The sequence below is a fragment of the Actinoplanes utahensis genome (assembly GCF_016862455.1).
Taxonomy (GTDB): domain Bacteria; phylum Actinomycetota; class Actinomycetes; order Mycobacteriales; family Micromonosporaceae; genus Actinoplanes; species Actinoplanes utahensis.
In genome coordinates, this window is sequence record NZ_BOMZ01000083.1 from 1 (window position 1) to 25,131 (window position 25,131).

Sequence of the window (25,131 nt, forward strand, 5' to 3'; positions counted from 1 at the left end):
TCGGCACGCCTCGTCCCCGTGGCCGTTCGGGGGTGGCTGTCAGGTCGGGGCGACGCCGGTGGAGGCGCGGACGACCAGGGTGGTCGGCAGGATGACTTCGGCGCCGTGTTCGGCGGTGACGGTGCCGGCGCGGCCGAGCAGCAGGTCGAGGCCGATCGCGCCGGCCCGGTCTTTCGGGACGGCGACGCTGGTCAGCGGGGGGTGGCTCATGCCGGCGAGGCTGACGTCGTCGTACCCCACCACGCTCATCCGGTCGGGGACGACCGCGCCGCGCGCGGCGAGCCGGTGCAGCAGCCCCGTTGCGACGAGGTCGTTGTAGGCGAGCACCGCGGTCGCCGGGCTCGCCAGGACGAGGTCTCCGGCGAGCACTCCGCCGTCGAAGGTGGGCGCGACCGATCCGACCGGCAGGATCTCGAGGCCGGGTTCGCGGGTGAACTCGTCGAGGCCGCTGATCCTCTGCCGGGACGCCCAGGAGCCGTCGGGGCCGGAGACGAACGCGATGCGCCGGTGCCCGAGGGCGAGCAGGTGCCGGACGGCCTGCCGGATGCCGTCGACGATGTCGGCGACGACCGATGTCATGCCGGGTACCCGCCGGTGCAGCAGGACGGTGGTGCGCGGGTCGGCGGCCTCGAGGATCTGGGTGTCGGTGGACCGGGGCGAGCAGAGCAGGATGCCGTCGGTGTTGTGCCGCAGTGTCGCGACGGCCTCCAGTTCGGCGACGGGGTCCTCGTCGGTGTCGCTGATGAACACGCCGCAGTCGACCGCGCGGGCCCGGGCGGTGACGCCTTTCGCCACGTCGGCGAAGAACGGGTTGCGCAGGTCGGGGACGATCAGGCCGAGGTTTCCGGTACGCCCGGTGATGAGTCCCCGGGCGGCCCGGTTGGGCTGGTAACCGAGCCGGTGGGCGACGGCGACGACGGCTTCCCGGGTGGCGGGGCTGACCGCGCCGCCGGTGAGCGCCCGGGACACCGTCGACACCGAGACTCCGGCCGCACGCGCGACGTCCTGCACGGTCGTGCGCACCAAGCCACTCCTCGAAGATGTCCGCCGTTCTGCTGCCGCGCCAGCATAACGAGCGGTCGCGCGGCTTCCCGCCGAGTGTGATCTCATTCCGCGATGACGTCTGACACCCCGGGCTGGGACGCCATCACGGCCCGCCTCGACGAGTTCTACCCCGATGTCGAGCCGCAGCACTTCGGCACGATCATCAAGTACGCGCTGGGCGGCCCCGACCCGATCGACGGGATGAGTTTCTACCCGCGGGAGGAGCCGGTGCCGCACTGGCACATCGTCACCTACGGGATGAGTGACCTGTACGAGCGTGACGAGGACGCGGAGGAGACCGAGGAGTCGGGCTGGGGATTCGAGTTCACCATGCGGGTGGCCCGCGCCGCCGGGGAGACGGAGGTGCCGTACTGGGCGGCGAACCTGCTGCAGAACCTCGCCCGGTACGTCTTCGGCAGCGGCAACTGGTTCGAGCCGTTCCATCACCTGAACGCCAACGGGCCGCTGCGGCAGGATCACGACACCCTGATGACGGCGATCACCTTCGCCGAGGACCCGGAGCTCGGCACCATCGCCACCCCGCACGGGCGGCTGCAGTTCCTGCAGGTGGTGGGGCTGACCACGGACGAGTACGACGCGGTCCGCCAATGGCACGCCGAGGGTCTGCTCGCTCTGCTGGCGGAGCGCAATCCGCTGCTGGTCACCGACTTGGACCGGCCGTCGGCGCTTGACGACCCGGTGATCCGGGCCGCGGCCGAGGCCGGCCGGGAGCGGGACGGCTCGTCCACCGGCATGCTGATGATCGCCGGTTTCCGGTGGTCCGCCGACGAGGACGGCACGATCCGGCTGAGCTTCAAGGAGATCAACGCGCCGCAGGTGCCGGCGGGGGTGAAGGATCGTCTTCCGTACGGCCGGGAGCTGTGGCTGGACGGCGACGACCGCACCCGGGTGAAGCTGATCCCGGCGGCGGCGTACGCCGTCCGGCAGCCCGGTGACGGCGTCCTGGAGCTGGATCTGCCCGAGGCCGCTTTCACCGCTCTCCCGGACCTGACCGTCCCGGGCGTCCACCCCGTCCCGGGCACCGACCGGCTGGTCATCGAGGTCCGCTGACGGTCCCGGCCGGCGATCCGTGTGTCGAGTTCGGGCGTGTAGGACGGCCGGACTCGGCACACGGATGGGGACCGGGTCAGCAGAAGGCGTTGTCGATCAGGGATTCGAAGGCGGCTCCCGGGTCACCGACGTACGGGGTGACCGAGATGCTGAGCTGCCGTTTCGCGTCGCGGGTGTGCAGCGTGTTGGTGGCGTAGCCGAAGATGCCGCCGCCGTGGCCGTACAGGGTGATGCCGCAGGACAGCGTGGTGGTCTCCAGCCCGAGGCCGTAGCCGCTTCCCGGCGCCACCGTCCGCATCGTGGTCATCGCGTCGAGCTGGGCGGGCGGCAGCAGGCGCCCGCCCAGCAGGGCCCGGAAGAACCTGTTGAGATCGGCCGTGCTGGAGATCATGTCGCCGGCCGCGTCGGCGATGCTCGGGTTGTACGAGGTGACGTCGACCGGCTTCTCGGCGCCCGCCGGGCCGACCGGCAGGTAGCCGTGTGCGTGCGGGCCGCTGATCCGCACCCGTTCCCCCGGTGACTCGGTCTGCCGCAGGCCCAGCGGCCCGATGATCCGCCGCTGGATCTCGGTCGAGTAGTGCCTGCCGGTCGCCGCCTTCACCACCATGCCGAGCAGCACGTAGTTGGTGTTCGAGTACGACCAGTCGGTGCCGGGCGCGAACAGCGGCGGTTTCGCGGTGGCGAGCGCGACCAGTTCAGCCGGGTCCCACGAGCGGTACCGCTGCGGCAGCCAGCCGGCCGGGGACAGGTCCAGCGCGGCGGTGTAGTTGTACAGCCCGCTGGTGTGGTCGAGCAGCTGCCGCAGGGTGATCCCGTCCCCGTCCGGCACGATGCCGGGCAGCCACCGCTCGACCGTGTCGTCCAGGGTCAGCCGCCGTTCGGCCGCCAGCTGGAGCACCACGGTGGCCAGGAACGTCTTGCTGACGCTGCCGATCCGGAAGCGCCCGCCGACCGGCGCCGGCGTGGGGCGGCCCAGTTCGGCGACCCCGGCCGCGGCCCGCCGGGTGCCGGACGGGCCGGTGATCTCGGCGATTGCGGAGGTCGCCCCGGCGGCGACCACGGCCCGGAGATCCTTGCGCAGTTCGTCGCGGGGTGGCGCGGCTCCGGCGGGGGCGGCCACGACCAGGGACAGCAGGGTGAGGGCGAGAACGGCGGAGATCGATCGGATACGCACGCGGGATCCCTTCTCGACGCCGCGCGACTGCGCGGCCTGCCCTCGATCGTCATCGACCGTTCCGGTGGCGGAACCATCCGTCAGGACGAGAAGACCCGGAGCCGCCTCAGGGTTCGCCGCGCGTCCCGTCTCGGGGGTGCGGCGCCGCGGGAATCGGGGTGACCGGCGGCCCACCTGCCCGCACCGGTTCAGGGCGGACCCGGACCGTGCCGGCCTTGCGCGCGTACATGTCGAGGTCGGCCTCGTGCACCAGCGCGTCGCCGCTGCGCCCGGCCCGGCCGGTGGCGACGCCGACGCTTGCGCCGACCCGTACCTCCTGACCGAGAACGGTCATCGGCACCGCGATCGCCGCCGCGATGCCCGCCGCCCTCTCCCGGGCCTCGGCCCCGGTCAGCGGCCCGGCGGTGAGCAGCGCGAACTCGTCCCCGCCGAGGCGGGCGACCAGATCGCCCGGGCCGGCGTGCGCGCGCAGCCGCACCGCGACGGCGGTCAGCACGGCGTCCCCGGCGGCGTGGCCGTAGGTGTCGTTGACCGGCTTGAACCCGTCCAGGTCGAGCAGCAGCACCGCCCGGTCGCCACCGGCGGAGGCCAGGCGCCGCTGAAAGAGCGCCCGGTTGGCCAGGCCGGTCAGCGCGTCGTGGAACGCCCGATGCTCCAGTTCCGCGGCGAGCCGGTCCCGTTCGGCGAGCAGGCTGTGCAGCTCGGCGACCTTCGCGTCGAGCATCGTCACCAGGCGGGCGTTGTCGGCGAACGCGGCGAGTTGCCGCACCACCACCAGCGCCGAGCCACCGGCCGCGCCGCCGACCGCGATCCACGTGGCCGGCTGCCAGCCGTCCACCACGAGAACTCCGATGAGCAGCGCGAACGTCCCGGCGACAGCCGCGTACGGCAGCAGGCTGTACGGGCGGCGGCGGGTCCGTGGCGCGCTCGACGTGCCGGCCCGCATCTGCAGGAACTGGACCCGGGTGGCCGCGGTCAGCGCCGCCACGGCGACCACGGTGGCGCCCTGCTGCCAGGGGATGTGGCCGTGTTCGATCAGCAGCGGCCGGAACCCGGTGGCCGCGCCCTCCAGCGTCGCGGCCAGGGACAGCAGCGCGCCGGCCAGCGGAGCGAACGGCTTCACCGGCATCAGCAGCAGCTTGACCAGGGCGAACACCGCCACCATGTAGATGGCCGGGCCGAACAGCAGCGAGATCCACCGGCCCGCCCCCGCCACCCCGGCCGCGCCCGCGGTCACGGTGAAATAGCCGCCCAGGGTGGCCGCGAACACCAGCACGGTCGCCGCATCCAGCAGGAACCGGACCCGTTCGCGCCGGGTGCCGTAGTCCAGCGGCATCACCAGCAGCGACCAGACCAGGCAGACGGTGCCGGCGAAGATGCCGGCGCTGTACGCCGGGCCGCCGATCGACGCCGCCATGCTGTCCGGCTCGCGCAGGAACACCCCGAACTGCCAGGCGTCGCTGACCATGAAGACGGTCGCGGCGAGGCAGACCGAACCCCACATCCGCCGTTCGGCGCCGGTGGTGTGCGGGGCCCGCCCGATCCGGAACCCGTCGGCCGCCGTCACCGCGCACAGCCCCACCAGCGCCGGCCAGATCACCGCCCCCATCACCCGGCCGCCGGTGTCGGCCAGTGCGGTCGACGACGACAGCAGCGCCACCAGGGCCACGGCGATCAGCACGGGGTCACGGCGCAACGACGGGACGACGGTCACGGTGAGGTAATCGGCCTCACAGGCCGTGACGTGAGTCTTGAGGTATCAACGAGGGACACACGATTCTCGAGGGGATGGCCGGGATGGGACATCGGCTGCGGTTCGGTGCGCTGGTCACCTCGGTGGCGCAGGCACGCCGGGCCGAGGAGCTCGGCTATGACCTGGCGCTGGTGCGGGATCAGCCGGACGGCGACGCCTGGACGCTGCTGAGCTGGATCGCCGGGCACACCGAGCGGATCGGGCTGGCCACGGCCGTCGACGCGGCGGGGTGGGAGCCGGCCGTGCTCGGGCGGGCCGCGGCCAGCCTCGACCTGCTCTCCGGCGGGCGCCTGGCGGTGGCGCTGACCGGCGATCATGTGGCCGAGGTGACCGACATCGTGCGGGGCGTCCTCGATGCCGGCGAGCCGGGGCCGCTGCGCTACCTCGGCGAGCGTCACCGGGTGCCGCGGGCACAGCGCGGGCCGCTGCCGGCCCACCGCGTCCCGGTGTGGCTGACCGGGAACGATCCGGAGGACCTGCGCCGGGCGGGCCGGGTCGCCGACGGCTGGATGGCGGACCTGTCGCGGCTGGGGGCGGGTGAGCTCGCCACGGCGTACAAGATCCTGGAAGACGCCGCGGTGGAAGCCGGCCGTGACGGGGCGGAGATCCACAGGATCCTGATCGTCGGGCCGGGCCTCGGCCCGGACGAGCTCCTCGCGCTCGGCGCGGACACCTTCCTGGTCGAGGCGGACGACCCGGCGCCGCTGACGTCGTGGGAGCGGTTGCGGGAGGGTTCCGGTCCGCCCGTCTGCCGACCTTCCTCGGTACGGGCCAAGCGCCGTCCCGGCATCGACTACGAGGCGATCCCGGCGAGCCTGGCCGAGACCGCGGTCGAGCCCGGCGACCTGGACTACGCGCGGGTCCGTTCGACCTACCTGCGCGGTGGCTCCCCCGGCGTCGTGCTGCGGCCCCGGACGACGGCGGAGGTGGTGGACGCGCTCGCGTTCGCCCGCGCGCATCCGGGTGTGCCGTTCGCGCTGCGCAGCGCCGGGCACGGCATCAGCGGCCGGTCCACCAACGACGGCGGGATCGTGCTCAGCCTCGCCGCGATGAACGACATCGAGATCCTCGACCCGTCCCGCCGCCTGGTCCGGGTCGGGCCGGGCGCCCGCTGGATGGACGTGGCGAGAGCGCTCGCGCCGCACGGGTGGGCGCTGAGCTCCGGCGACTACGGCGGCGTCGGCGTCGGCGGGCTGGCCACCGCCGGCGGCATCGGCTGGCTGGCCCGCGAGCACGGCCTCACCATCGACCACCTGCACGCCGTCGAGATGGTCCTCGCCGACGGGACGGTGGTGCGCGCGTCGTCTTCTCCGGACGAGAACCCGGACCTGTTCTGGGCGGTCCGCGGGGCGGGCGCCAACTTCGGGGTGGTGACGTCGTTCGAGTTCGAGGTGTACGAGGTCGGTGACGTCGGGTTCGCGCAGCTCGTGGTGGCCGCCGACGATCCGGCCGAGGTGCTGGTGAAGTGGGGGCGGGCGATCGAGGAGGCGCCCCGCGACGTCAGCGGGCAGCTGATCATGGGGGCGCCCCGGGCCGGGCAGCCGATGGTCGCGCAACTGCTGGCGGTCGTCGACCACGACGACCCCGAGACGATCATCGAGCGGTTGCAGCCGATCGCGGCGGTGGCGCCGCTGTACCAGCAGCAGGTGCTGCTCACCCCGTACCTCTCGGTGATCTCCAACGCCGCCGACGGCGGCTATCACCAGGGCGCGGGCGAGCCGGTGTCCCGGTCCGGGTTGATCAGGCACCTCACGCCCGAGTTCGCCCTGGCCGCCACCGAACTGCTGAACAGCGGCGCGGTCCACTGGTTCCAGATCCGCACCGTCGGCGGGGCGGTCGCCGACGTGCCCGCGGACGCCACCGCCTACGCGCATCGCGACGCCAACTTCTCCGTCGCCGTCATGGGCTCGTCGGCACGGCGCGTCGACGCCGCGTGGGATCGGCTGCGGCCGTACTTCGACGGTCTCTACCTGAGCTTCGAGACCGGCCCGGACCGGGTCGGCGAGGCGTTCCCGCCGGCCACCCTGGAGCGGCTGCGCGCGCTCAAGGGGCGCTACGACCCGGACAACCTGTTCCGCGACAACTTCAACATCAAGGCGGCGACCCGATGACCGATTACGGACAGGATCTTCTCTTCGGTGCGTTCGTCACGCCCACCGCCGCGCCCGTGCACCAGGCGGTCGAGCTGGCCGTCGCCGCCGAGGAGGCCGGCCTCGACCTGGTCACCTTCCAGGACCATCCGTACCTGCCACGGTTCCACGACACGTGGACCCTGATGTCGTACGCGGCCGCGCGCACCTCACGGATCCGGCTGAGCGGGAACGTGCTCAGCCTGCCGCTGCGGCAACCCGCCGTGCTGGCCCGCAGCCACGCCGCGCTGGACCGGCTCACCGGCGGGCGGATCGAGATGGGGCTCGGGGCGGGCGCGTTCTGGGACGGGATCGAGGCGATGGGGGCGCGGCGGCTGAGCGCCGGCCAGTCGGTCGACGCGCTCGGCGAGGCGATCGCGGTGATCCGGGCCGTCTGGGACGCCACGGCGACCGGACCGGTCGCGGTCCGCGGAACGTATTACCAGGTGGACGGGTTGAAACGCGGCCCGGCGCCGGCGCATGACATGAGCATCTGGGTCGGCGCGTACAAGCCACGGATGCTGCGCCTCATCGGCCGGGCCGCCGACGGGGTGCTGCCCTCCCTGTCGTACCTGGAGGACGGCCCCTCCGCCTACGCCGGGATCAACGAGCACATCGACGCCGCCGCCCGGGACGCCGGCCGCGATCCCGCCCGGATCCGCCGCCTGCTCAACATCAACGGGACCTTCAGCCAGTTCGGCCGCTCCTTCCTGAACGGCCCGGCCGAACAGTGGGCCGAGGACCTGGCCGGCCTCACCCTGGAACACGGCGTCAGCACGTTCATCCTCGCCACCGACGACCCCACGGCCATCGCCGAGTTCGCCGGCGACGTGGCCCCCGCCGTCCGGGCCCTCGTCGCCGCCGAACGCTCCGCCTAGCCGGCGCTCCCGGCCGCCGCGGACATCAGGTACGCGAGCAGCCCGCCGGTGACCAGCAACGCCACCACACCGACGGCCGCGGCCAGCCACACCCGGTTCCGCGCGCCCGGCCTGTCCGCCACCACAGCGGGCGTGAGGCGCGCCGGGGGCGTCTGCCGGTCGACGGCCGGCTTCGCGATGGCGACCGGCTTGGGGATGGCTGCCGGCTTCGGGGTGGCTGCCGGCTTCGCAATGGCGACCGGCTCAGGGGTGGCTGCCTGCTTCGGGGTGGCGAAGGTGGGCTCCGGGTAGATCGGGGCGTTGGGCGGCGGTGGGGAGCCGGGGACGCTCGCGGCGAGGAGGAGGCGGCGGGTGGTCTCGGCGTCGGCGCGGTCGGTGGGGTCGCGTTGCAGCAGGGCGGTGAGCGTGTGGCGCAGCACGCCCGCGCGGTCCGGTGGGTCCGGCAGTTCGGTGGCCAGGGCGGCGAGGGTGGCCATCGGGGACGAGCGGACGTACGGTGGGCGGCCCTCGACGGCGGCGTAGAGGGTCGCGCCCAGGGACCACAGGTCGGCGGCCGGGCCGACCTCGCCGTCGAGAGCGCGTTCCGGGGCGAGGTACTGCGGGGAGCCGACGACCACGCCGGTGCCGGTCATGCTGGCGTCGCCCGCGGCGGTGGCCAGACCGAAGTCGGTGAGCACCACCCGGCCGTCGTGGGCGAGCAGGACGTTGCCGGGTTTCACGTCCCGGTGCAGCAGGCCGGCGCGGTGGGCGGCCCGGAGGGCGGCGAGGACACCGAGGCCGATCCGGGCCACCCGGTCGGGGGCCATCGGGCCGTCGTCACGGACGGTGTCGAACAGCGACCGGGACGGCACGAGCTCCATGATGATCCACGGATCGCCGTCGTCGAAGACCACGTCGAAGATCCGGACCACATTGGGCTGGTCCAGCATGGCGATCGCCCGGGCCTCCCGGATCGCGCGTTCCCGCAGCGTACGCAGGTCGGCCTCGCTGAGCCCGGCAGGCGGCACGATCTCCTTGACCGCCACGTCGCGGTCGAGCAGCTCGTCGCGGGCCGCCCACACACGACCCATGCCACCCTGGCCGAGCTGGCCTACCAGGCGGTAACGTTCGGCGATCATTCTCGGGCGGCTGTCGGGCACTGCGGAACGGTACCGGTAACCCTCTTTCCGGTACGCACACCCCTCTCCCCGCTGCGGGGGCCGTCACCACGAGGTGATCGAGGGCTGCACGGCGACGAGGCGCGTCCCCGGGCCGGCGACCACGGCGCCCGGGGCGGCGGCGACCATGACGCCGCGGTCGGCGGCACGGTGTGCGGGATGCGGGGTGACCGGGCCGAGGTTGACGGCGAGTGCCGTGGCGGCCTCGGCGCCGAGGAGACGCCAGCGGATCCGCGGGGCGGGGGCCACCTCGGCGCGGCGGGCGGACGGGTATGCGATCGGGAGTGCCATCTGCGTCATGCCGAAAGCGTGACCTGCGATTTTCTGGCTTCCCCATGAGCGCCCTGTGGGCTTGCTGTGCGGCCGCGCCGCGCCTGGCGCTCGCATGGCAAGGTGGACGCGGGGCGGGCCGGCCGCCACGAACGCGAGGAGCGAGATGACCCTGCTGTCCGCCGGAACGGCCCTGATCATCTCGCTGGCCGCCACTCCCCTGGCCCCGGGCCTCGCCGCCGCGGCGTGGGCCGCCGGGGACACGGCGTGCCGGGTCGGTGACGAGCGGCTGGTGGAGATCTCCGGTCTGGTCGCGGACCGCGACGGGTACGTGGTGGTCAACGACGGGGCGGACGATGCGGCGGGGCGGCGGATCTTCTACCTGAACCGCAACTGCAAGGTTGTCCGTACCGTCGCCTATCCGTCGCGCCCCCGGGACACCGAGGACCTGGCGCGGGACGCGGACGGCACGCTGTGGGTGGGCGACATCGGTGACAACGGGCAGAACCGGGACGACGTCGGGGTGTGGCGGCTGGCGCCGGGGGCCTCGGCGCCGACGCTGTTCCGGTTGTCCTACCCCGACGGCGCCCATGACGCCGAAGCGCTGCTGGTCGGCGGGGACGGGATCCCGATCGTGGTGACCAAGGACCCGTTCACGGCGGGTGTCTACGTGCCGGCCGGGCCGTTGCGGGCGGGGGCGACGACGCCGCTGCGCCGGGCCGGGGACTTCGCGATCCCGGTGACCGCCACCAGCAACCCCTTCGGGTTCAAGGGCCGCCTGGTCGTCACCGGTGGCGCGGTGAGCCCGGACGGGCGGCGGGCGGCGCTGCGGACCTACGCCGACGCCTTCGAGTTCGACGTGCCCGGCGGCGACGGGACCGGGGCGGGCCCGACGGCGGACGCCCTGGTCGGGGCGATCACCGGTGGCGCGGCCCGGACGATCGCGCTGCCGGACGAGCCGCAGGGTGAATCGCTGGCCTACTCCGCGGACGGCAGCGCCCTGCTCACCGTGTCCGAGATGACCGGGCAGGCGAAGCGCGCCGACCTGCTCCGCTATCCCCGCCCGGACGCCGCCCCGCAACCGGCCGTGACGTCCTCCACGGCGTCCGGACCACCCTCGTCCGGTACGGCGCCGGCCGCCTCGTCCGCTGCGGGGAGTCGCCTCCCGCTCGGCGCGATCGTCGCCGGCGTGGCCCTGGCGGCGGCCGCCGGCGCCATCGGTCTGCTGGTCGCCCGCCGCAGCCGGCGCCACTGACACTCCCCGCGGGGCCGGTCAGGGGGTGCGGTCGACGAAGGCGGGATGGTCCAGGAGGAAGGGGGAGGCGCGGTCGGCGCGGACGGCGGCGAAGAAGGAACGCGCCTCCGGGGTCAGCTTCTCGCCCAGGTAGCGGCCGTTCTCGAAGAGGGGGCCGCCGGGCAGGGTGATCGAGGTCAGCTTGGCGAGGTTGAGGTTCTTCAGGGCCACGGCCCAGTCGAGCGGGCCGTACCCGCCGCCGGTGAAGGTCAGTGATTCGCCGAGCGCGCCGAAGACCCGCGGCAGCCTGCCCGGGTCGGTGCTCACGTCCCGGGTCACCTGGCGGGCCAGGGCGCGGATCATCTGGCGCTGGTGGCGCTGCCGGTCGTAGTCGACGCGCGGCAGGCCGTAACGCTGGCGCGCGAAGTCGAGAGCCTCCCAGCCGGACAGCCGTACCGGGACATCGCTCTGGGGGTAGGTCTTCTGCGGTCCGGTGTAGGGGCGCAGGCACTTGGTGTCGCCCTGGCATCGGGGCAGCCGGTCGCGGGGCCGGCCGTCGGGCCTGTGGTGTTCGGACACGACCGTCTGGTCGATGGTCATGGTGACCCCGCCCATCGCCGTGACCAGCTTCTTGAACCCGGGGAAGTCGAGGACCGCCCCGGCGTCGAACCTCGGGATCCCGGTGACCTGGCGGACGGTCCGTTCGAGCAGCTCGTACCCGCGGGCGGGATCGAACCGCAGGCCGCCGGGGAGGCGGCTGCCGAGCGCCATCGCGGCGTTGATCTTCGTACGCTGGGCGGTGCTGCCGGACTTCGGGAAGGCGGGGATGCGGACGACCAGGTCGCGGGGCAGCGAGAAGAGGTAGACGCCCTGCCGGTCGGCGGGGATGTGCGCGACGATGATCGTGTCGGCGAGCGGTTTGGTGTGCGCGCCGCGCGGGTCGATGCCGACGAGCAGCAGGTTCAGCGGGCCGCTGAGGGTGAGGACGCGGGACGTGACGGCGGGGACGGCCGCGGCGACGGCGGACGGGATCAGGAGCAGACTGCCGACGGCGATCGCGATCCGGGCCCACAGCGGAGCCCGGCCCGGCCGGCCCGATCGTACGGATCCGCGCATTTCAACCCCCGCATCCGGTTGGTGGCAACCAGCGGATGGTCGCAGATCGTCCCGGGCGTTCGTGACGTTTTGCCCGGAGGCGGGGCGCGAACGGCGTACCGCCGGACGCCCTTTCGGATGATATTCCGGAGGAGATTGAACCGCGGCGCGTCTTGAAACGTATCCTGCTCGGCCAGCGTTCATTCTCTTCAGGGAGGAAACGCCATTCCCACCGCGAGGCGAGTCATGGCACCGGAGGTTCTGCTGCGGGGCGCGGCGAACCATTTCCTGCAGCATTCGACGATAGACATGGACATGCTCGCCGGTGAACTGGCGATCAGCCGGGCGACGCTGTATCGGGCGGTCGGCAGCCGGGACGCGCTGTTCGGCGAGGTGCTCTGGGCGATCGGGGAGATCCTGATCGCGGAGGCGTCCGGCGAGGCGGCCGGCAGCGGGCCGGACCGGGTGATCGAGGTGTCGCGGATCTTCGCGGAGCTGCTCGGCTCGGCGCAGCAGATGCGCCGGTTCGTCGAGTCGGAGCCGCAGGTCGCGGCGCGGGTGCTGTTCACCGCGGCGGCCGAGGTGAGGTGCCGGGCGATCGAGGCCCAGCTGGCGATCTTCCAGGAGTGCGGGATCGAGGGCGACCCCGGCGATCTGCGCCGCAAGGCCGCCCTCTACGTCCGCACGCTGGAGGGGGTGCTGTACGGCCCACTGCTGGGCAGCGGGCCGATCGCCTTCGAGCAGGCCGAGCCGGCTCTCCGGGCGCTGATTACGGCGTGAAGTTCGCGCAGGTGTTGCGGTACTCCTGGACGGCCGTGCCGGCGCCCGGGCCCGGGCAGACGAACTGCTGGTAGCGGGTGTCGTCGTCGACGAACAGCTTCAGCCACGAGATGCTGAACTTCGCGATCGTGGTGTTCGGGGTGTTCGGGGCGAAGTGCGAGGCGCTGTTGAGCTCCAGGTACGCCTTACCGGGCGCGGCCGGCAGGCTGGCGAAGAACGGCTCGGAGTGCGACCGCACCGGGGCGATGGTGTCCGACTCCGCGCCGACGACCAGGGTGGGCACGGTGACCCGGCTGAACGACTTGGTCAGGTTCCACGGCGTCAGCGGGATCGCGGCCTGCAACGACGGCCTGCTCAGCGCCGCCTCGAGGGTGCCGCCACCGCCCATCGAATGCCCGATGACAGCCACCCGGGACGCGTCGACGCGGGTCCGCACGCTGCTCCGGCCGGTCAGGAAGTCGGCGGCGGCCAGCAGCTGGCGGCCCCGGCTGGCGGGCTGGTCCGAGGTGGTCAGCGTGTCGATGTTGAACACCACGAAGCCCTGCGAGGCGATCCGCGGCGCCAGCCAGGCCATGCTCGACTTGCGGGCGGTGAACCCGGGCGCGATCACGACCGCGCCGAACGTACCGGCGCTGGTGTCGGTCGGGGCGTAGATGTCGCCGCCGCCGAACCCGGACACCGCGGTCCGCGAGACGCTGGTCTGGGTGATCGCGAACGGGCCGCGGGTCGCCTCGATGCTGGCGTTGCTCGGTGCGGGACCCTTCGCGAACGACGCGGTGGCGGCGTCGGCATCCGGGATCAGCGTGATTCCGGCGGCACCGAGAGCGACGGCGGCGACGATTCCGAACACTTTAGGGACTGCACTGCGCATTTCTTTCTCCCCACTGGATGAAACGTTTACCTCCCGTCGATTCTTAAAGCACGGACAACGCGCCGACAACAGTTCCGGAGCCGATTGAGACGGCGGTCCGCGCACCCGACCACAAAGCCGTCCATTCGGGCATATCAAACAATCGATCGACGAGCGGCGATCAAATCCGGGTCGTCGTACACGCCGTGTTCTGGACGTGGGCCGCTACGCCGGCCGGGTCGCGTCGGCGATCGCCTTGTGGGAGACGTGGGCGGTGAGGCCGCCGTCCACGACGATCTCGGCGCCGTTGACGTACGCCGACTCGTCCGAGACCAGATAGACGATCAGGGGCGCGACGTCGGCGGGAGTGCCGACCCGGCCCAGCGGGATCTCCGGGATCGCCGCGTCGAAGAACGCCTGCGGCGCGGAAGCCATCAGCGGCGTGTCGATGAGTCCGGGCATCACGGCGTTCACCCGGATGCCCCGCACCCCCAGCTCCAGCGACGCGCTGCGGGTCAACCCGCGCAAGGCCCATTTGCTGGCGGTGTACGGGGCCGCGGCGTGCCCGGAGACCGCGGCGACCGAGCAGATGTTCACGATCGACGCCCCCGGCCGCATCAAGGGGACCAGCGTCTTCATCGACAGCATCGGCCCGGTCAGGTTGATCGCGAGGGTGTTCTCCCAGGCGGCCAGGTCGATGTCGGGCAGCCGGTCACGGCCGGTGATCCCCGCGTTGTTGACGACCGCGTCGACGTGGCCGTACGTCTCCTTCAACTCCTCGGCCAGCCGGGTCCACTGAGCGAGCGAGCGCACGTCGAGTTGCCGCACCCCGTCGGCGTCGAGGACGTCGGTGGCGATCACGATCGCCCCCTCGGCCCGCAGAGCCGCCGCTTCGGCGGCGCCCTGACCTCGGGCCGCCCCGGTGATCACGACGACCTTGTCCTTGCACCTCATCGCGCCTCCCACGGGTTCACATCGTCCGGCTGCCGGCCTCGCCCATCCGGTGATCGCCGGCATCGGCTACAGCTCAGCAGAGGCGCGGTCATCTTCGGAAATCATCCGTGGACATGTCAGCGATAAGCGCCGCCGATGGCTCGACCGTGCGCGTGACCCGCCGGACTAGGCTGCCGATCATGGCAGCACTGGTCGAGGTCGTGTCCGTGGTCGACGCCGAGCCGGCCCGGGTCTTCGATCTGAAGCTCGACGTGGGCGTGCACACCGACGCGATGCGGGACAGCGGGGAGACCGCGACCACGAGTTCCGGGCGCGATCGGCTCACGCTCGGTGACGAGGTGACCTTCCACGGGCGGCACTTCGGGGTGCGCTGGCGGATGACCAGCCGGATCAGCGCCTGCCAGCGGCCGCGCCACTTCGTCGACGAGCAGACACGCGGGCCGTTCCGGGCCATGCGGCACGAGCACTACTTCGAGGACCTGGGCGGCGGGCGGACCCGGATGATCGACCGGATGACCGTCTCCGCGCCGTTCGGGCCGGTAGGGGCGGTGGTGACCAGAGTGGTGCTCGTGCCGTACCTGCGACGGCTGCTGACCCGACGTGCCGCCCACATCAGGCAGGTCGCCGCCGCGTGAGCCGGGCGCTGGACCTCCGCCCCAACCGTGGGCGGGGTGATGACCGTCGCGACCGTGACGTTCGGGATCGGTGGCCCGCTCCTGGCCGCTTCCGGCATCTTCCTGCTGCTCCACCTCGGTGACCTGCGGGCGCTTGCCGCACTGCGCCGCGTGCGCCGGTCCGGGCCGGCGCACGCGGCGCGGTGTCGCTGGAGGGCGTAATCGGGTACGGCCCGGCTCGCATGCAAGGGGTGGAGGGGGTGAATCCGTAGCGGGCGGGCGGGTCTTCGTCCGCTGGGTCGGATCTGGTGGGCGCGTGGTGGCGCGGAACAGCGCAATCTCCGACGCGAGCTCGGTCTCCGGGTCGTCGGCGCGGGTTGATCGACAGGGGACGGCGAATTGTCGGCCGGTCGTCACCGCTGTCTCGGAGCCGGGGAGACAGCCGTGACGACCAGCCGGAAACCCTCGGCCGGCCCTCAAGGCCGTCTCCCGCACATCGAGACAGCCTTGAGAGTCAGCCGGACAAGATCCGTCGCTGCCCGGACAACCCCGCAACACAAGATCAACCGCCATGGGGCGGGAAGGGTGGAAAGGGGTGGATGGCATCGGCAGAGCTGATCGCACAGGTCTTGCGAATCGAGCCTGCCGGCGCATGTCGAGAGGACGCGGCCGGGACGGGGTTCAGGTCGGCTCGGCGCGGAGGGATTCGGTGACGGGGTGGCGGGTGGCGAGGCGGGCCGGGATGGCGGTGAGGACGGCGACGGCGACAGCGGTCGCCAGGATCAGGGTCAGCAACTGCCAAGGGCCGGGTGAGATGGCGCGGTCGCTGTCGCCGCCGGTGGCGGTGTTGATCGCGGTGAGCAGGAGCGGGCCGCCGGGGTAGACGCCCAACACGGCGCCGGCCAGGGCGGGCAGGGTCTGTGCGGCGGCCAGGGCCAGGCTGACCTGGGCCGGAGTGGCACCCAGGGAACGGGCGAGCGCGGACGTGCGCCGGTTGTCCAGGACAGTGGCCCAGGCGATGACGACGGCGTTCACCGCGGCCAGGATCAGGAGGGTGACCGTCCACACCAGGATCGTCCGGCGCAGGGTCGCGGCCTGCGGCTCGCTGTAGCCGACGGCGTCCGGACGGGCCAGGAAGCCGGTCAGGATCAGGGCGACGTGGAGGCCGCTCACGGTCACCGCGATGCCGGCGGCGGCCAGAACGGTGCGGCGCGGGCGGCGGGCGGCGACTCGGAGGGACAGCAGCAGCGGTACGGGTAGACGCGACGACACCGCGATCAACCAGCCCGATCGGCGGGGTGGGCGGGCGGCGTCGGCCAGGGCACGGACGGTGCTGGTACGGGCGGCGCGCACGGCGGGAACGGCGGTGGCGAGGACCGCGACGGCGAGGGCCACACCGGTCACCGTCGCCGCCGTCGGCCCCGTCATCGGCGGGATGCCCGCGCTCCCGACGAGGCCGGCGCTGGAGGCGGTGAGCAGTGGGGCGGTCAACGATCCGATCAGGAGCCCGGCTGCGGCGGCTGCCAGAGCGACCAGCAGGTGTTCGGTGAGCAGGACGGCGGCGACCACGGCCGGGGTTCCGCCGACCGCCTTGATCAGGCCGACTCGTCTGGTCCGATCCGCCATCCGGCCGCCGACCAGCACGGCCAGGCCGGCGATGGCGAGCAGGCCGAGCAGCCACGCTCCGATCATCAGCAGGATCTGGGCGTCCGCGGCGACCGCGGTGGCGTCCGCCCGAATCTCGGTCCAGGCGATGAGCCGCACCGCAGCGGGACCTCCACCGGCTGCACCCGGGACGGCACCGTTGAAGAGCGGACCGCTCGAGGACGGATCGTCCGAGGAAGCACCCGGCGAAGAAGCACCCGGTGGGACGGAACCGGCCGAAGAAGCACCCGGTGAGACCGGATCGGTCGAGGCGGGATCACCGGCGGCGGCCGTGTTCGCGGCGATGAAGGTCCCGAGATCGCCGGGGTCGGACAGTCGCAGGCTCACCACGTACGACGAAAGGGGTTGATCGGGGGTGACCTCACGCATGTCGGACCGGGTCAGCCAGATCAGGCCCGGATCGCGCAGCAGGCCGTCCGGGACGCGCGTGCCGGCCGCCGGCGCCGGGCCGCTCATGCAACCGGCCGTCACCAGGCAGGTGGCGCCGGGATAGGGGGCCGCGCCGGCGGTGACGGCGGTTCCGGCGACCCGGAAGGACCTGCCGTTGACGGTGACGCTGTCGCCGGTGTGCACGCCGAGCGCGTCGGCGAAGGCGGCCTCGAGCACCACGCCGCCGTCGCGGATCCAGCCGCCGTCGACGGGCTCGGGCTGGTCGACGGCGGTGGCGGCGGTGTCACGGCCGATCATCTGCACGTCCCGGGTGTGCCCGCCGGCCTCCAGTCTCCCGCCGGCGACGGGGAACGGTCCGCTGTGCGCGGCGACGCCGGGCTGCGCGGCCAGCGCTTCGAGCGTGGCGGCTCCGGCGAGGGCGACCACGTCGGGGCCGTGGGTGGCCTCCCGGGTGCTCCGGTACGGGTCGGCGGCGGCGTCGCGCAGGACCAGCCCGAGGGTCAGCGTCGTGGTCGCCGCCAGCAGGGCGAGCAGCAGGAGCGCGGCCTCGACCGGCCGGCGCCGCAGGTCACGCACGGCGAGGCGGCCGATCGCCAGGGTCCGGCTCATCGGGGTCCGGCCTCCAGCCCGGTGGGAGCGTCGGCGCCGAGGCCGATCAGGTGGCCGAGGGAGGAGGTGCCGCCGGTCAGACGGGTCTCGTCGGTGAAAGCGCCGTCGCGCATGGTGATCAGCCGGTCGGCGGTGGCGGCGATCCGCGCGTCGTGAGTGACGATGATGAGGGTCTGGCCGGTGTCGTGCAGGTCCTCGAACAGGCGCAGCACGTCGAGGGTGGCGGCGCTGTCCAGGTTGCCGGTGGGCTCGTCGGCGAACACGATCGCCGGCTCGTTGACCAGGGCGCGGGCGACGGCGACGCGCTGCCGCTGCCCGCCGGACAGCGCCGACGGCAGAAACCGGGACCGTTCGCTGAGGCCCACCCGGTCCAGCAGGTCCAGCGCGCGGCGGCGGGCCGCTCGCGTGCCGGCGCCGGCCAGGAGGGCGGGGAACTCGACGTTCTCGGCCGCGGTCAGCTCCTCCATCAGGTGGAAGGACTGGAAGACGAAACCGATCCGGGTCCGGCGCAGCCGGGCCAGGGCCTTCTCCCCCAGGTCGTCGATGCGGCCGCCGTCCAGCCGGATCTCACCGTCGGTGGGGCGGTCGAGCCCGCCGAGCAGGTGCAGCAGGGTGGACTTGCCGCAGCCGCTGGGGCCCATCACCGCGACCGATTCGCCCGAGCCGACGTCGAGGTCGACCCGGTCGACGGCACGCAGACGGCCCGGCCCGGCGCCGTACTCCTTCAGCAATCCGCGGGCGCGGAGGAAACTCACGGTCGGCTCCTTCGTCGAGTCCAGTGCTGTTCACAGGCGTCGAGCCAGCGCAGGTCCGCCTGCAACCGGAGCACGACGCCCTCCAGCAGCAGGGCCGCGGCCGGATCACGGCCCGCCTCGTCCATGGCGGCGCGCTGGGCGTCCCGCAGCCGGCGCAGCAGCTCACGCCGTTGCGTGTCGACGACGGTCAGCGGGTCGGCGAGCCCGGCGGCGGCCGCCGCGACCAGCTTGAGATGGAACTCGGCCAGATCCGGCCGGGGCCAGCTCACCTCGGCGATCCACTCGGCGACACGCTGCTGGCCGTCGGGGGTCAGCGCGTAGACCTTGCGGTCGTTGCGGTCCGGGCCGTCGGTGGGCCGCTCGGCGGCGAGCAGCCCGGCCTTCTCCAGGCGGGCGAGGGTGACGTAGATGTGGCCGGCGTTCATCCCGTCACCGAGCGGCCCGAGCGCCTCCCGGAGGCGGGCCCGCAGCTCATAGCCGTGGGACGGCTCCTTGGCGAGCATCGCCAGAACGACCTCTTGCTGCACAGCGCCCCCTAACGGTTATCCCCTACCTAACCGTTATCCCCACCGTCGGTCAACCCCTGCGGTGGTACGGGCCACGCGACGTCCCGTGACTCCCCGCGGCCACGGCAGGCGTTTCCGCACGACCGTCCCCCGGTGCCGCTCATGCCTGCCCCTCCCGGTCACGGCGAACCGGGCCGCGGGTCAGCGGAGGACGGGGTAGAGCAGGCCGGTGGCGCACGCGCCGACCAGGGCGCCGGCCAGGACCTGCGCCGTGGTGTGGTCGCCGAGCCGGACCCGGGACCAGCCGACCGCGGCGGCCGGCGGCCAGGTGGCCAGCAGCGCCCAGCCGAAGACGACCGTGAAGGTGACCGCGACGCCGGCGGCGACGAGGGCGTGGATGGAGATCTTCCAGCGGGCCAGCAGGGTGATCGGGGTGGCGACGACCAGGGCGGCGGCCATGCAGGCGATCAGGGCGAGCAGGTCGCGTGGGGCGCCCACGGCGGCGAGGGCGGCCGTGCCGGAGGCGGTGGAACCCAGGCAGACCAGCAGTGGCAGGGTCCGCTGGGCACGGTCGCCGACGTGCCGGTCGGTCCAGGAGCCGCGCCGGACGCCGCGCAGGATGTAGGCGATCGGCAGGAAACTGGCGGCAGCCGCGGCGATCACACCCATGATCAGTGCGGACAGCGCGGAGTCGGCGGAGGCCCAGGCGACCGCGAGCAGCACCACGGCCACCAGCACCGCCGGCGACAGGACCTCGGTGAGCAGTCTCGCCACCCGGTCCGCGGTCGTGACCTGCTGCTTCTCCGTCACGCGGCCGGCATGTGAGGTCGCCATGACGTCGATCATCGCAAATCCGGAGCCCGCGCCGTCAGCGGCCCCGACGGGCCGCCGGCCGTACGGCAGGACCACCGGCCGGCAGCCGTGACAGACCCGGCCGCCGGCCGTGCGGCAGAACCCGGGCCGGCAAGCCGTGACAGGCCCGGCCGACGGCCGTACGACAGAACCGCCGGCCGACAGCCGTGACAGACCCGGCCGCCGGCCGGCGGAACGCCCCGGGGACGCCCGACGATCGTGGGGACGGTACGGGTGGGCGTACCGGCGAGGATCTTGACCGTGGGGATCGGGCCGTAAGAGGCTCGCGGGCATGAAGCGCTCACTGCCCGCGGCGGCGATCTTCCTGGCGGCGCTCTGCCTGCGGCCCGCGATCACGGCGGTCGGGCCGCTGTTGCCGCAGATCAGTGCCGAGGAAGGGCTCGAGGAGGCGGCGCAGGGCCTGCTCGGTGCGCTGCCGTTGCTGGCGTTCGCGCTGGTGTCGCCGCAGGTGCACCGGATCTCCGGGCGCCTCGGGATGGAACGGGCGGTGCTCGCCGCGCTCGTCGTGCTGGCGGCCGGGACGGTCGCCCGGTCGTACACCGGGGCGGCCGGGCTCTGGACCGGGACCGTGGTGATCGGGTGCGCGATCGCGGTCGGCAACGTGCTGGTCCCGGCGATCGTGAAACGGGACTTCACCGCGAACGTGTCGCGGGCCACCGGGTTCTACACGGCGTTCATCACGATCGCGGCGTCGCTGGCGTCGGCGGTGGCGGTGCCGATCGCCGACGCCGTGGACTGGCGGCTGTCGCTGGCGGTGTGGGCGGCGCCGGCGGTGCTCGTCGCGGTGGCCTGGGCGCCGCGGGCCACGGACGCGCCGCACGTCGAGCCGGTCCGGGGCGGCGGCGAGGAGGCGGTCTGGCGGCAGCGGCGGGCCTGGCTGATCACGGCGTTCATGGGGTTGCAGTCGACGTGCTTCTACGTGCTGGTCACCTGGCTGCCGACGATCGAGGTGGCCGACGGGGTGTCGGAGCGTACGGCGGGGCTGCACCTGTTCCTGTTCCAGGGGATGGGGATCCTCGGCGGGCTGGCGATCCCGGTGCTGCTGCGGGACCCGGGCCGGCGGGCGGTGGGCGCGGCGGCGGCGAGCCTGCCGGTGGTGGTCGCGGTGTCCGGGCTGCTGACGGCGCCGGGCCTGGCCGTGCTGTGGGTGGCGATCGCCGGGCTCGGGCAGGGGGCGGCGCTGGTCACGGCGCTGACGCTGATCAGCCTCGGCGGGCGGACCCCGGCGGGGACGACACGGTTGTCGGGAATGGCGCAGTCGCTCGGGTACCTGTTGGCGGCGGCCGGGCCGGTGGCCGCGGGGATCCTCGCCGAACGGACCGGCGCCTGGCAGGCCACCCTGGTGATGGTCGCCGGGCTGGGGTTGCTGCAGACGGCCGCCGGCGCGGCGGCGGGCCGGCCGGCGGTCATAGGATCGCGATCATGATGCGTGCGCTGGTGCTGACCGGACCCGGCACGGCGGAGGTACGGGAGGTGCCGGAGCCGGTGGCCGCGGCCGGCCAGGTGGTCGTGGACGTCGAACGGGCCGGGGTCTGCGGGACCGATGTGGAACTGTTCACCGGCGAGATGAGCTACCTGCACACCGGGGTGGCCTCCTATCCGCTGCGGCCCGGCCACGAATGGTCCGGGACGGTGACGGCGACCGGCCCGGGCGTCGACGAGTCCTGGCTGGGGCGGCGGGTCACCGGGGACACCATGATCGGTTGCGGTCGCTGCCGCCGGTGCCACGGCGGGCGGCATCACGTCTGCCCCGAGCGGCACGAGCTCGGGATCCGGGACGGGCTGCCGGGGGCGCTCGCGGAGCGGCTGGCGTTTCCGGCCGCCTACCTGCACGCGCTGCCGGACGGGCTGGACGCGGTCACCGGAGCGCTCGTCGAACCGGCCGGGAACGCGCACCGCTGCGTGGAAGCGGCCGCCCTCACCGCCGGGGAACGGTTGCTGGTCCTCGGAACCGGGACGATCGGGCTGCTCACGGCGATGCTCGCACGAGGGCGCGGGTGGGAGGTGCACCTGCTCGCGGAGGATCCGGGGTTCGCCCGGTCGCTCGGGTTCGACCGGACGTGGCGGCGTGGGGAGCTTCCGGATCTGCCGTGGGACGCGGTGGTGGACGCGTCGAACTCACCGGTGCTGCCGGGGCTGGCGGTGGAACTGGTGGATCCCGGGCGACGGGTGGTCTACATCGGTCTCGCCGGCTCGCCCAGCGTGATCGACACCCGGGAGGTGGTGCTCAAGGACGTGACGGCGGTCGGGATCCTCGGCGCGTCGGCGGGGCTGGCGCCCGCGATCGCGGCCTTCGCCGCGGGAACGATGGATCCGCGGTCGCTGGTCGCGGCCACGGTCGGGCTCGACGAGGCGGCCGGCGTGCTCGCCGGCCGGCGCCCGGCCGGCGCGTCGGCGGCGCCGAAGATCCTGATCGACCCGGCTCGCTGACCGCGCCGATCACGGGTTGCCGATGTGGGCGCCCACCTCGGTACGCGACGACACGCCGAGTTTGCGCAGGATGCTGGAGACGTGGACGGCCGCGGTCCGCGGTGAGATGTAGAGGCGGCGGGCCAGCTCGCTGTTGGTGAGACCGTCACTGACCAGCAGCGCCACCTCCCGTTCCCGCGGCGTCAGCGCTCCCGCCCCGGCGGCCCCGCCGGCCGGCGCCATCCCGAGCTGGGCCCGCACCCGTTCCAGCTGGGCGGCCCGCCAGCCGCCCCACTGGGCGAGCAGCGTCCCCGCCGCTTCGGCGTGCGCCGCGGCCTCGGCGTCCCGGCCGGTGGCGATCAGACAGCGCGCCGCCCCGACCCGTACGCTGCCCCGCGCCGCCGGCCCGAGGATGTGCGCCTCGGTGATCGACAGATATCCGGCGAGGGCTTCGGCGTGCCGGCCGTGCGCTTCGGCGACCTGGGCGTCGACGAGGGTCCGGTAGGCGTCCCACACCTCGGCGTCGAGCAGGTCCGCGGCGAACCGGTCGAGCCGGGGCGCGGGCAGGCCGATCTCCAGGGCGGCGGAGATCAGGTCGTGGGCCTGTTCGCCGCTGCGCCACGGCTGCCCGGCCAGGGCGGTGTGCAGGTCGCCGAGGGCGGCTTCGGCGCGCGGCAGGTCGCCCTGGCGGCAGGCCAGGTGGAAGGTGAGGCCGGGGATGGTGGGCGGCGGGTTGTTCGGCAGCGCCGCCAGGTCGGTGATCAGCTGCTCGACCCGGTCCAGACGGCCGGCCTCCAGATAGAGGCCGGCCAGGAACACCGCGTGGTAGTCGGCCCAGCGGCCCCGGCGCTGGAAGCCGCGGTCCTGGTCGCGGCCCTCCTCGAGGGCGGCGATGGCGGCCGTCAGGTCGCCGGCGCGGACGGCGAGCCGGGCCCGGCCCTGGAAGTAGGTGGCGACGGCGAGGGATTCCAGGCCGGCCCGCTCGGCGGCGGCCCGCATCCGTTCGAGGGTTTCGGCGTGCTCGGCCGGGGAGGCCGGCGGCTCGCCCTGGACGAGGGCGTTGAGGGCGCGGGCGGCCAGCACCCACTCCCCCGCCTTCTCCGCCTCGTCGACGAGGCCGGACAGGATCCGCCGGCCCTCGACCGCGCCCTGCGGCCGTTCGACCAGGGTGGAGCCCTTCTCGACGAGGGCGGCCAGGCGGACCGCGGGCAGGTCGAACTCGTCGGCCAGTTCGAGCGCGCCGTCGGCCCAGCGCAGCGCCGTGTCGAGTTCGTCGCGCAGGTAGGCGGACTGGGCGATCGCGGTCATCGCGCGGGCCTGGTCGGCGCCGGGCGGCAGTTGCGCGATGAGCGTCTCGATGTCCTCGGTGAGGGCGCGCATCTCGCTGGTCTCCCGGGACTCCCAGGCGACACGGACCAGCAGGTAGAGCGATTCGGCGCGTTCGGTGCTGGTGCCGGCCAGGTCACGCCAGCGCCGGCCGTGGCGCAGCGCGTCGTCGAGGAGCCCGGCCAGCCAGGCGGCGCGGGCCGCGTACGCCAGCAGCTCGGGGTCGTCGGGAATCTCGTCGAGGCCCATCTCGGCCAGCTGCAACGCCTGGTAGGCGGAGCCGATGGACAGGTAGAGGGCGGCGCCGCGGCGGGCGGCGGCGACCATGTCGTCGTACCGCCCGGCGCCGCAGGCGTGGTGTGCCACCAGGGCCGGGTCGGAGGAGCCGCCGCGCAGCAGCACGTCGAGCGCGGTCTCGTGCAGGCGGCGCCGCTGGCGGCCGAGCAGCTGCCCGGCGATCGCCTCACGGACCAGCGCGTGCCGGAACGCGAACTCGTCCACCCCGGACTCCACCAGCACACCCCGGGTGACCAGGTCGCGCAGCACCGCGATCAGCTCGTCCTCGCCGGCGCCGGTGACGTCGGCGAGCAGGTCGAACATGATGCGGTGGCCGAGGACGGTGGCGGCCTCGACGATGCGGTGGCTGACCGGGTCCAGGTCGTCGACCTGGCGGCGGAGAACCTCGGCGAGGCTCCACGGCAGCGGCTGTTCGACGAGGGCCTGGACGTCGTACCCCGGCAGGGCCCGGAGGAGCTCCTCCAGGAAGAAGGGGTTGCCGCCGGTGCGGTGGTGCAGCGCCGTCGCGGCGCGCAGTGGCGCGGGCGCCCCGGTCGCGGCGGCGAGCAGGGCCGCGGTCTGCGACGGGGTGAGACGATCGAGGCGTACGTGCGTGACGGCGTGCCGGCGTTCCATCCGGGCGAGCAGACCGGCGACGGGTTGCCGGCGGGTCACCTCGTCCGGCCGGTACGTCCCGATCACCAGGCGGGGCCCGCGCTGGTCGGCGATCCGCTCGAACAGGGCGGCGCTCTCCGAGTCGGCCCAGTGCAGATCCTCGAAGACGATCACGGCGGGCGCGTCGCCGATCAGGTCGTTCAGCACGGCGAGGCCGGTGTGCAGGCGCTCGACCGGGCTGCAGGCCGGGTCGGCGAGGCCGGCGAGCTGCTCCTCGTCGACTTCGGGGCGGCCGTCGATGGCGTCCAGGAGCACCTCGTACGGCCGGGCGAGAGATCCCGGCTCGGCCTGCCCCACCAGCACCACCGTCTCGGCCGGCAGGGTGTCCAGCAGCTCCTGGACCAGGCGTGTCTTGCCGATGCCGGGCTCGCCCGCGATGATCGCGACGGCTGGTTCCCGTTCGGCGGCGAGCCGCGCCAGGCGGCGCAGCTCGCCGTCCCTGCCGATCATCACCGGGCCGGCACCGCCACGGACACCTCGCACGACGCCAGGGTACCGGTGACCTTCTTCCGGGGCCGGCGCGCGCGGGTGAGCAGGCGCCGCCGGTCGGCTTCGGCGATCCGCTCGCGGGTACGGTCGTCGGCCAGATCCATCAACATGCTCGGGTGCATCAACATGACTCCATTCAAGGCGCGCGGCGGAGT

Annotated in this window: 23 protein-coding genes; 9 read left to right on the top strand and 14 right to left on the bottom strand. The window is 73.6% G+C overall.

The window, feature by feature from the left end; all coding sequences use genetic code 11:
- Nucleotides 1–39: 39 nt before the first annotated feature.
- Nucleotides 40–1,023: a LacI family DNA-binding transcriptional regulator gene (locus tag Aut01nite_RS28760; protein WP_043524406.1), complete on the bottom strand. Its 984-nt coding sequence runs from the start codon at nt 1,021–1,023 to the stop codon at nt 40–42.
- A gap of 93 nt (nt 1,024–1,116) precedes the next feature.
- Between Aut01nite_RS28760 and Aut01nite_RS28765 the strand changes: the two genes are divergently transcribed.
- Entirely contained in the window at nt 1,117–2,115 is a 999-nt protein-coding gene (locus tag Aut01nite_RS28765; RefSeq protein ID WP_052163549.1) for a suppressor of fused domain protein, read from the top strand.
- 76 nt (nt 2,116–2,191) lie between these two features.
- Here the strand turns inward: Aut01nite_RS28765 and Aut01nite_RS28770 are convergent, their stop codons facing one another.
- Entirely contained in the window at nt 2,192–3,289 is a 1,098-nt protein-coding gene (locus Aut01nite_RS28770) for a serine hydrolase domain-containing protein (RefSeq protein WP_236642650.1), read from the bottom strand.
- Between the two features lie 106 nt (nt 3,290–3,395).
- The gene (locus Aut01nite_RS28775; protein ID WP_204037716.1) at nt 3,396–5,003 is read right to left on the bottom strand and encodes a GGDEF domain-containing protein; all 1,608 of its coding nucleotides are present in this window, start codon (nt 5,001–5,003) and stop codon (nt 3,396–3,398) included.
- Between the two features lie 83 nt (nt 5,004–5,086).
- Here Aut01nite_RS28775 and Aut01nite_RS28780 point away from each other — a divergent pair, with 83 nt between their 5' ends.
- Entirely contained in the window at nt 5,087–7,153 is a 2,067-nt protein-coding gene (locus Aut01nite_RS28780; protein ID WP_201775494.1) for an LLM class flavin-dependent oxidoreductase, read from the top strand.
- The gene (locus Aut01nite_RS28785) at nt 7,150–8,049 is read left to right on the top strand and encodes an LLM class flavin-dependent oxidoreductase (protein ID WP_043524339.1); all 900 of its coding nucleotides are present in this window, start codon (nt 7,150–7,152) and stop codon (nt 8,047–8,049) included. Before Aut01nite_RS28780 ends, Aut01nite_RS28785 begins: the two co-directional genes overlap by 4 nt.
- On the opposite strand, the gene Aut01nite_RS28790 is transcribed toward Aut01nite_RS28785, so the two are convergent.
- Together Aut01nite_RS28790 and Aut01nite_RS28795 are read right to left on the bottom strand one after the other, a co-directional pair.
- Nucleotides 8,046–9,188, bottom strand: coding sequence for a serine/threonine-protein kinase (locus tag Aut01nite_RS28790; RefSeq protein WP_152628632.1), 1,143 nt, complete (start codon nt 9,186–9,188; stop codon nt 8,046–8,048). The two genes, Aut01nite_RS28785 and Aut01nite_RS28790, sit on opposite strands and share 4 nt — an antisense overlap.
- A gap of 63 nt (nt 9,189–9,251) precedes the next feature.
- Nucleotides 9,252–9,506 (bottom strand): hypothetical protein, encoded by a 255-nt coding sequence (locus tag Aut01nite_RS28795; protein ID WP_043524338.1) that lies wholly within the window; start codon nt 9,504–9,506, stop codon nt 9,252–9,254.
- Between the two features lie 136 nt (nt 9,507–9,642).
- Between Aut01nite_RS28795 and Aut01nite_RS28800 the strand changes: the two genes are divergently transcribed.
- Nucleotides 9,643–10,731, top strand: coding sequence for an NHL repeat-containing protein (locus Aut01nite_RS28800; RefSeq protein ID WP_043524337.1), 1,089 nt, complete (start codon nt 9,643–9,645; stop codon nt 10,729–10,731).
- Between the two features lie 18 nt (nt 10,732–10,749).
- On the opposite strand, the gene Aut01nite_RS28805 is transcribed toward Aut01nite_RS28800, so the two are convergent.
- Complete coding sequence (locus tag Aut01nite_RS28805; protein ID WP_043524336.1) at nt 10,750–11,826, bottom strand: LCP family protein; 1,077 nt, start codon at nt 11,824–11,826, stop codon at nt 10,750–10,752.
- Nucleotides 11,827–12,051: 225 nt separating this feature from the next.
- Between Aut01nite_RS28805 and Aut01nite_RS28810 the strand changes: the two genes are divergently transcribed.
- Nucleotides 12,052–12,585, top strand: coding sequence for a QsdR family transcriptional regulator (locus tag Aut01nite_RS28810; RefSeq protein WP_043524335.1), 534 nt, complete (start codon nt 12,052–12,054; stop codon nt 12,583–12,585).
- Here Aut01nite_RS28810 and Aut01nite_RS28815 read toward each other — a convergent pair.
- Entirely contained in the window at nt 12,575–13,456 is an 882-nt protein-coding gene (locus Aut01nite_RS28815; RefSeq protein WP_043524334.1) for an alpha/beta hydrolase family protein, read from the bottom strand. The genes Aut01nite_RS28810 and Aut01nite_RS28815 overlap by 11 nt on opposite strands.
- 204 nt (nt 13,457–13,660) lie before the next feature.
- Complete coding sequence (locus Aut01nite_RS28820) at nt 13,661–14,389, bottom strand: SDR family NAD(P)-dependent oxidoreductase (protein WP_043524332.1); 729 nt, start codon at nt 14,387–14,389, stop codon at nt 13,661–13,663.
- Between the two features lie 179 nt (nt 14,390–14,568).
- Here Aut01nite_RS28820 and Aut01nite_RS28825 point away from each other — a divergent pair, with 179 nt between their 5' ends.
- Together Aut01nite_RS28825 and Aut01nite_RS28830 are read left to right on the top strand one after the other, a co-directional pair.
- Entirely contained in the window at nt 14,569–15,024 is a 456-nt protein-coding gene (locus Aut01nite_RS28825) for an SRPBCC family protein (RefSeq protein WP_043524331.1), read from the top strand.
- Between the two features lie 39 nt (nt 15,025–15,063).
- Entirely contained in the window at nt 15,064–15,225 is a 162-nt protein-coding gene (locus Aut01nite_RS28830; protein WP_204037718.1) for a hypothetical protein, read from the top strand.
- Nucleotides 15,226–15,684: 459 nt separating this feature from the next.
- Here the strand turns inward: Aut01nite_RS28830 and Aut01nite_RS28835 are convergent, their stop codons facing one another.
- The 4 genes from Aut01nite_RS28835 to Aut01nite_RS28850 all read right to left on the bottom strand — a co-directional run bounded on the left by Aut01nite_RS28835 (nt 15,685) and on the right by Aut01nite_RS28850 (nt 19,762).
- Nucleotides 15,685–17,667 carry an FtsX-like permease family protein gene (locus Aut01nite_RS28835; RefSeq protein ID WP_043524329.1) on the bottom strand — a complete coding sequence of 661 codons (1,983 nt, stop codon included), beginning with the start codon at nt 17,665–17,667 and terminating at the stop codon, nt 15,685–15,687.
- Complete coding sequence (locus tag Aut01nite_RS28840) at nt 17,664–18,422, bottom strand: ABC transporter ATP-binding protein (protein WP_152628631.1); 759 nt, start codon at nt 18,420–18,422, stop codon at nt 17,664–17,666. The genes Aut01nite_RS28835 and Aut01nite_RS28840 overlap by 4 nt, the downstream gene beginning before the upstream one ends.
- Nucleotides 18,419–18,949, bottom strand: coding sequence for a PadR family transcriptional regulator (locus tag Aut01nite_RS28845; protein ID WP_201775492.1), 531 nt, complete (start codon nt 18,947–18,949; stop codon nt 18,419–18,421). Before Aut01nite_RS28845 ends, Aut01nite_RS28840 begins: the two co-directional genes overlap by 4 nt.
- Before the next feature lie 180 nt (nt 18,950–19,129).
- Nucleotides 19,130–19,762 carry a phosphatase PAP2 family protein gene (locus Aut01nite_RS28850; RefSeq protein ID WP_052163555.1) on the bottom strand — a complete coding sequence of 211 codons (633 nt, stop codon included), beginning with the start codon at nt 19,760–19,762 and terminating at the stop codon, nt 19,130–19,132.
- Between the two features lie 310 nt (nt 19,763–20,072).
- Here Aut01nite_RS28850 and Aut01nite_RS28855 point away from each other — a divergent pair, with 310 nt between their 5' ends.
- Nucleotides 20,073–21,227, top strand: coding sequence for an MFS transporter (locus Aut01nite_RS28855; RefSeq protein WP_043524328.1), 1,155 nt, complete (start codon nt 20,073–20,075; stop codon nt 21,225–21,227).
- Entirely contained in the window at nt 21,224–22,231 is a 1,008-nt protein-coding gene (locus Aut01nite_RS28860) for a zinc-dependent alcohol dehydrogenase (protein WP_043524327.1), read from the top strand. The genes Aut01nite_RS28855 and Aut01nite_RS28860 overlap by 4 nt, the downstream gene beginning before the upstream one ends.
- 9 nt (nt 22,232–22,240) lie before the next feature.
- Here Aut01nite_RS28860 and Aut01nite_RS28865 read toward each other — a convergent pair whose 3' ends face one another.
- Nucleotides 22,241–24,970 (bottom strand): ATP-binding protein, encoded by a 2,730-nt coding sequence (locus Aut01nite_RS28865; RefSeq protein ID WP_236642648.1) that lies wholly within the window; start codon nt 24,968–24,970, stop codon nt 22,241–22,243.
- A complete protein-coding gene (locus tag Aut01nite_RS28870; protein WP_173476657.1) occupies nt 24,937–25,104 on the bottom strand; it encodes a hypothetical protein in 168 nt (55 codons plus the stop codon). Before Aut01nite_RS28870 ends, Aut01nite_RS28865 begins: the two co-directional genes overlap by 34 nt.
- Nucleotides 25,105–25,131 lie beyond the last annotated feature (27 nt).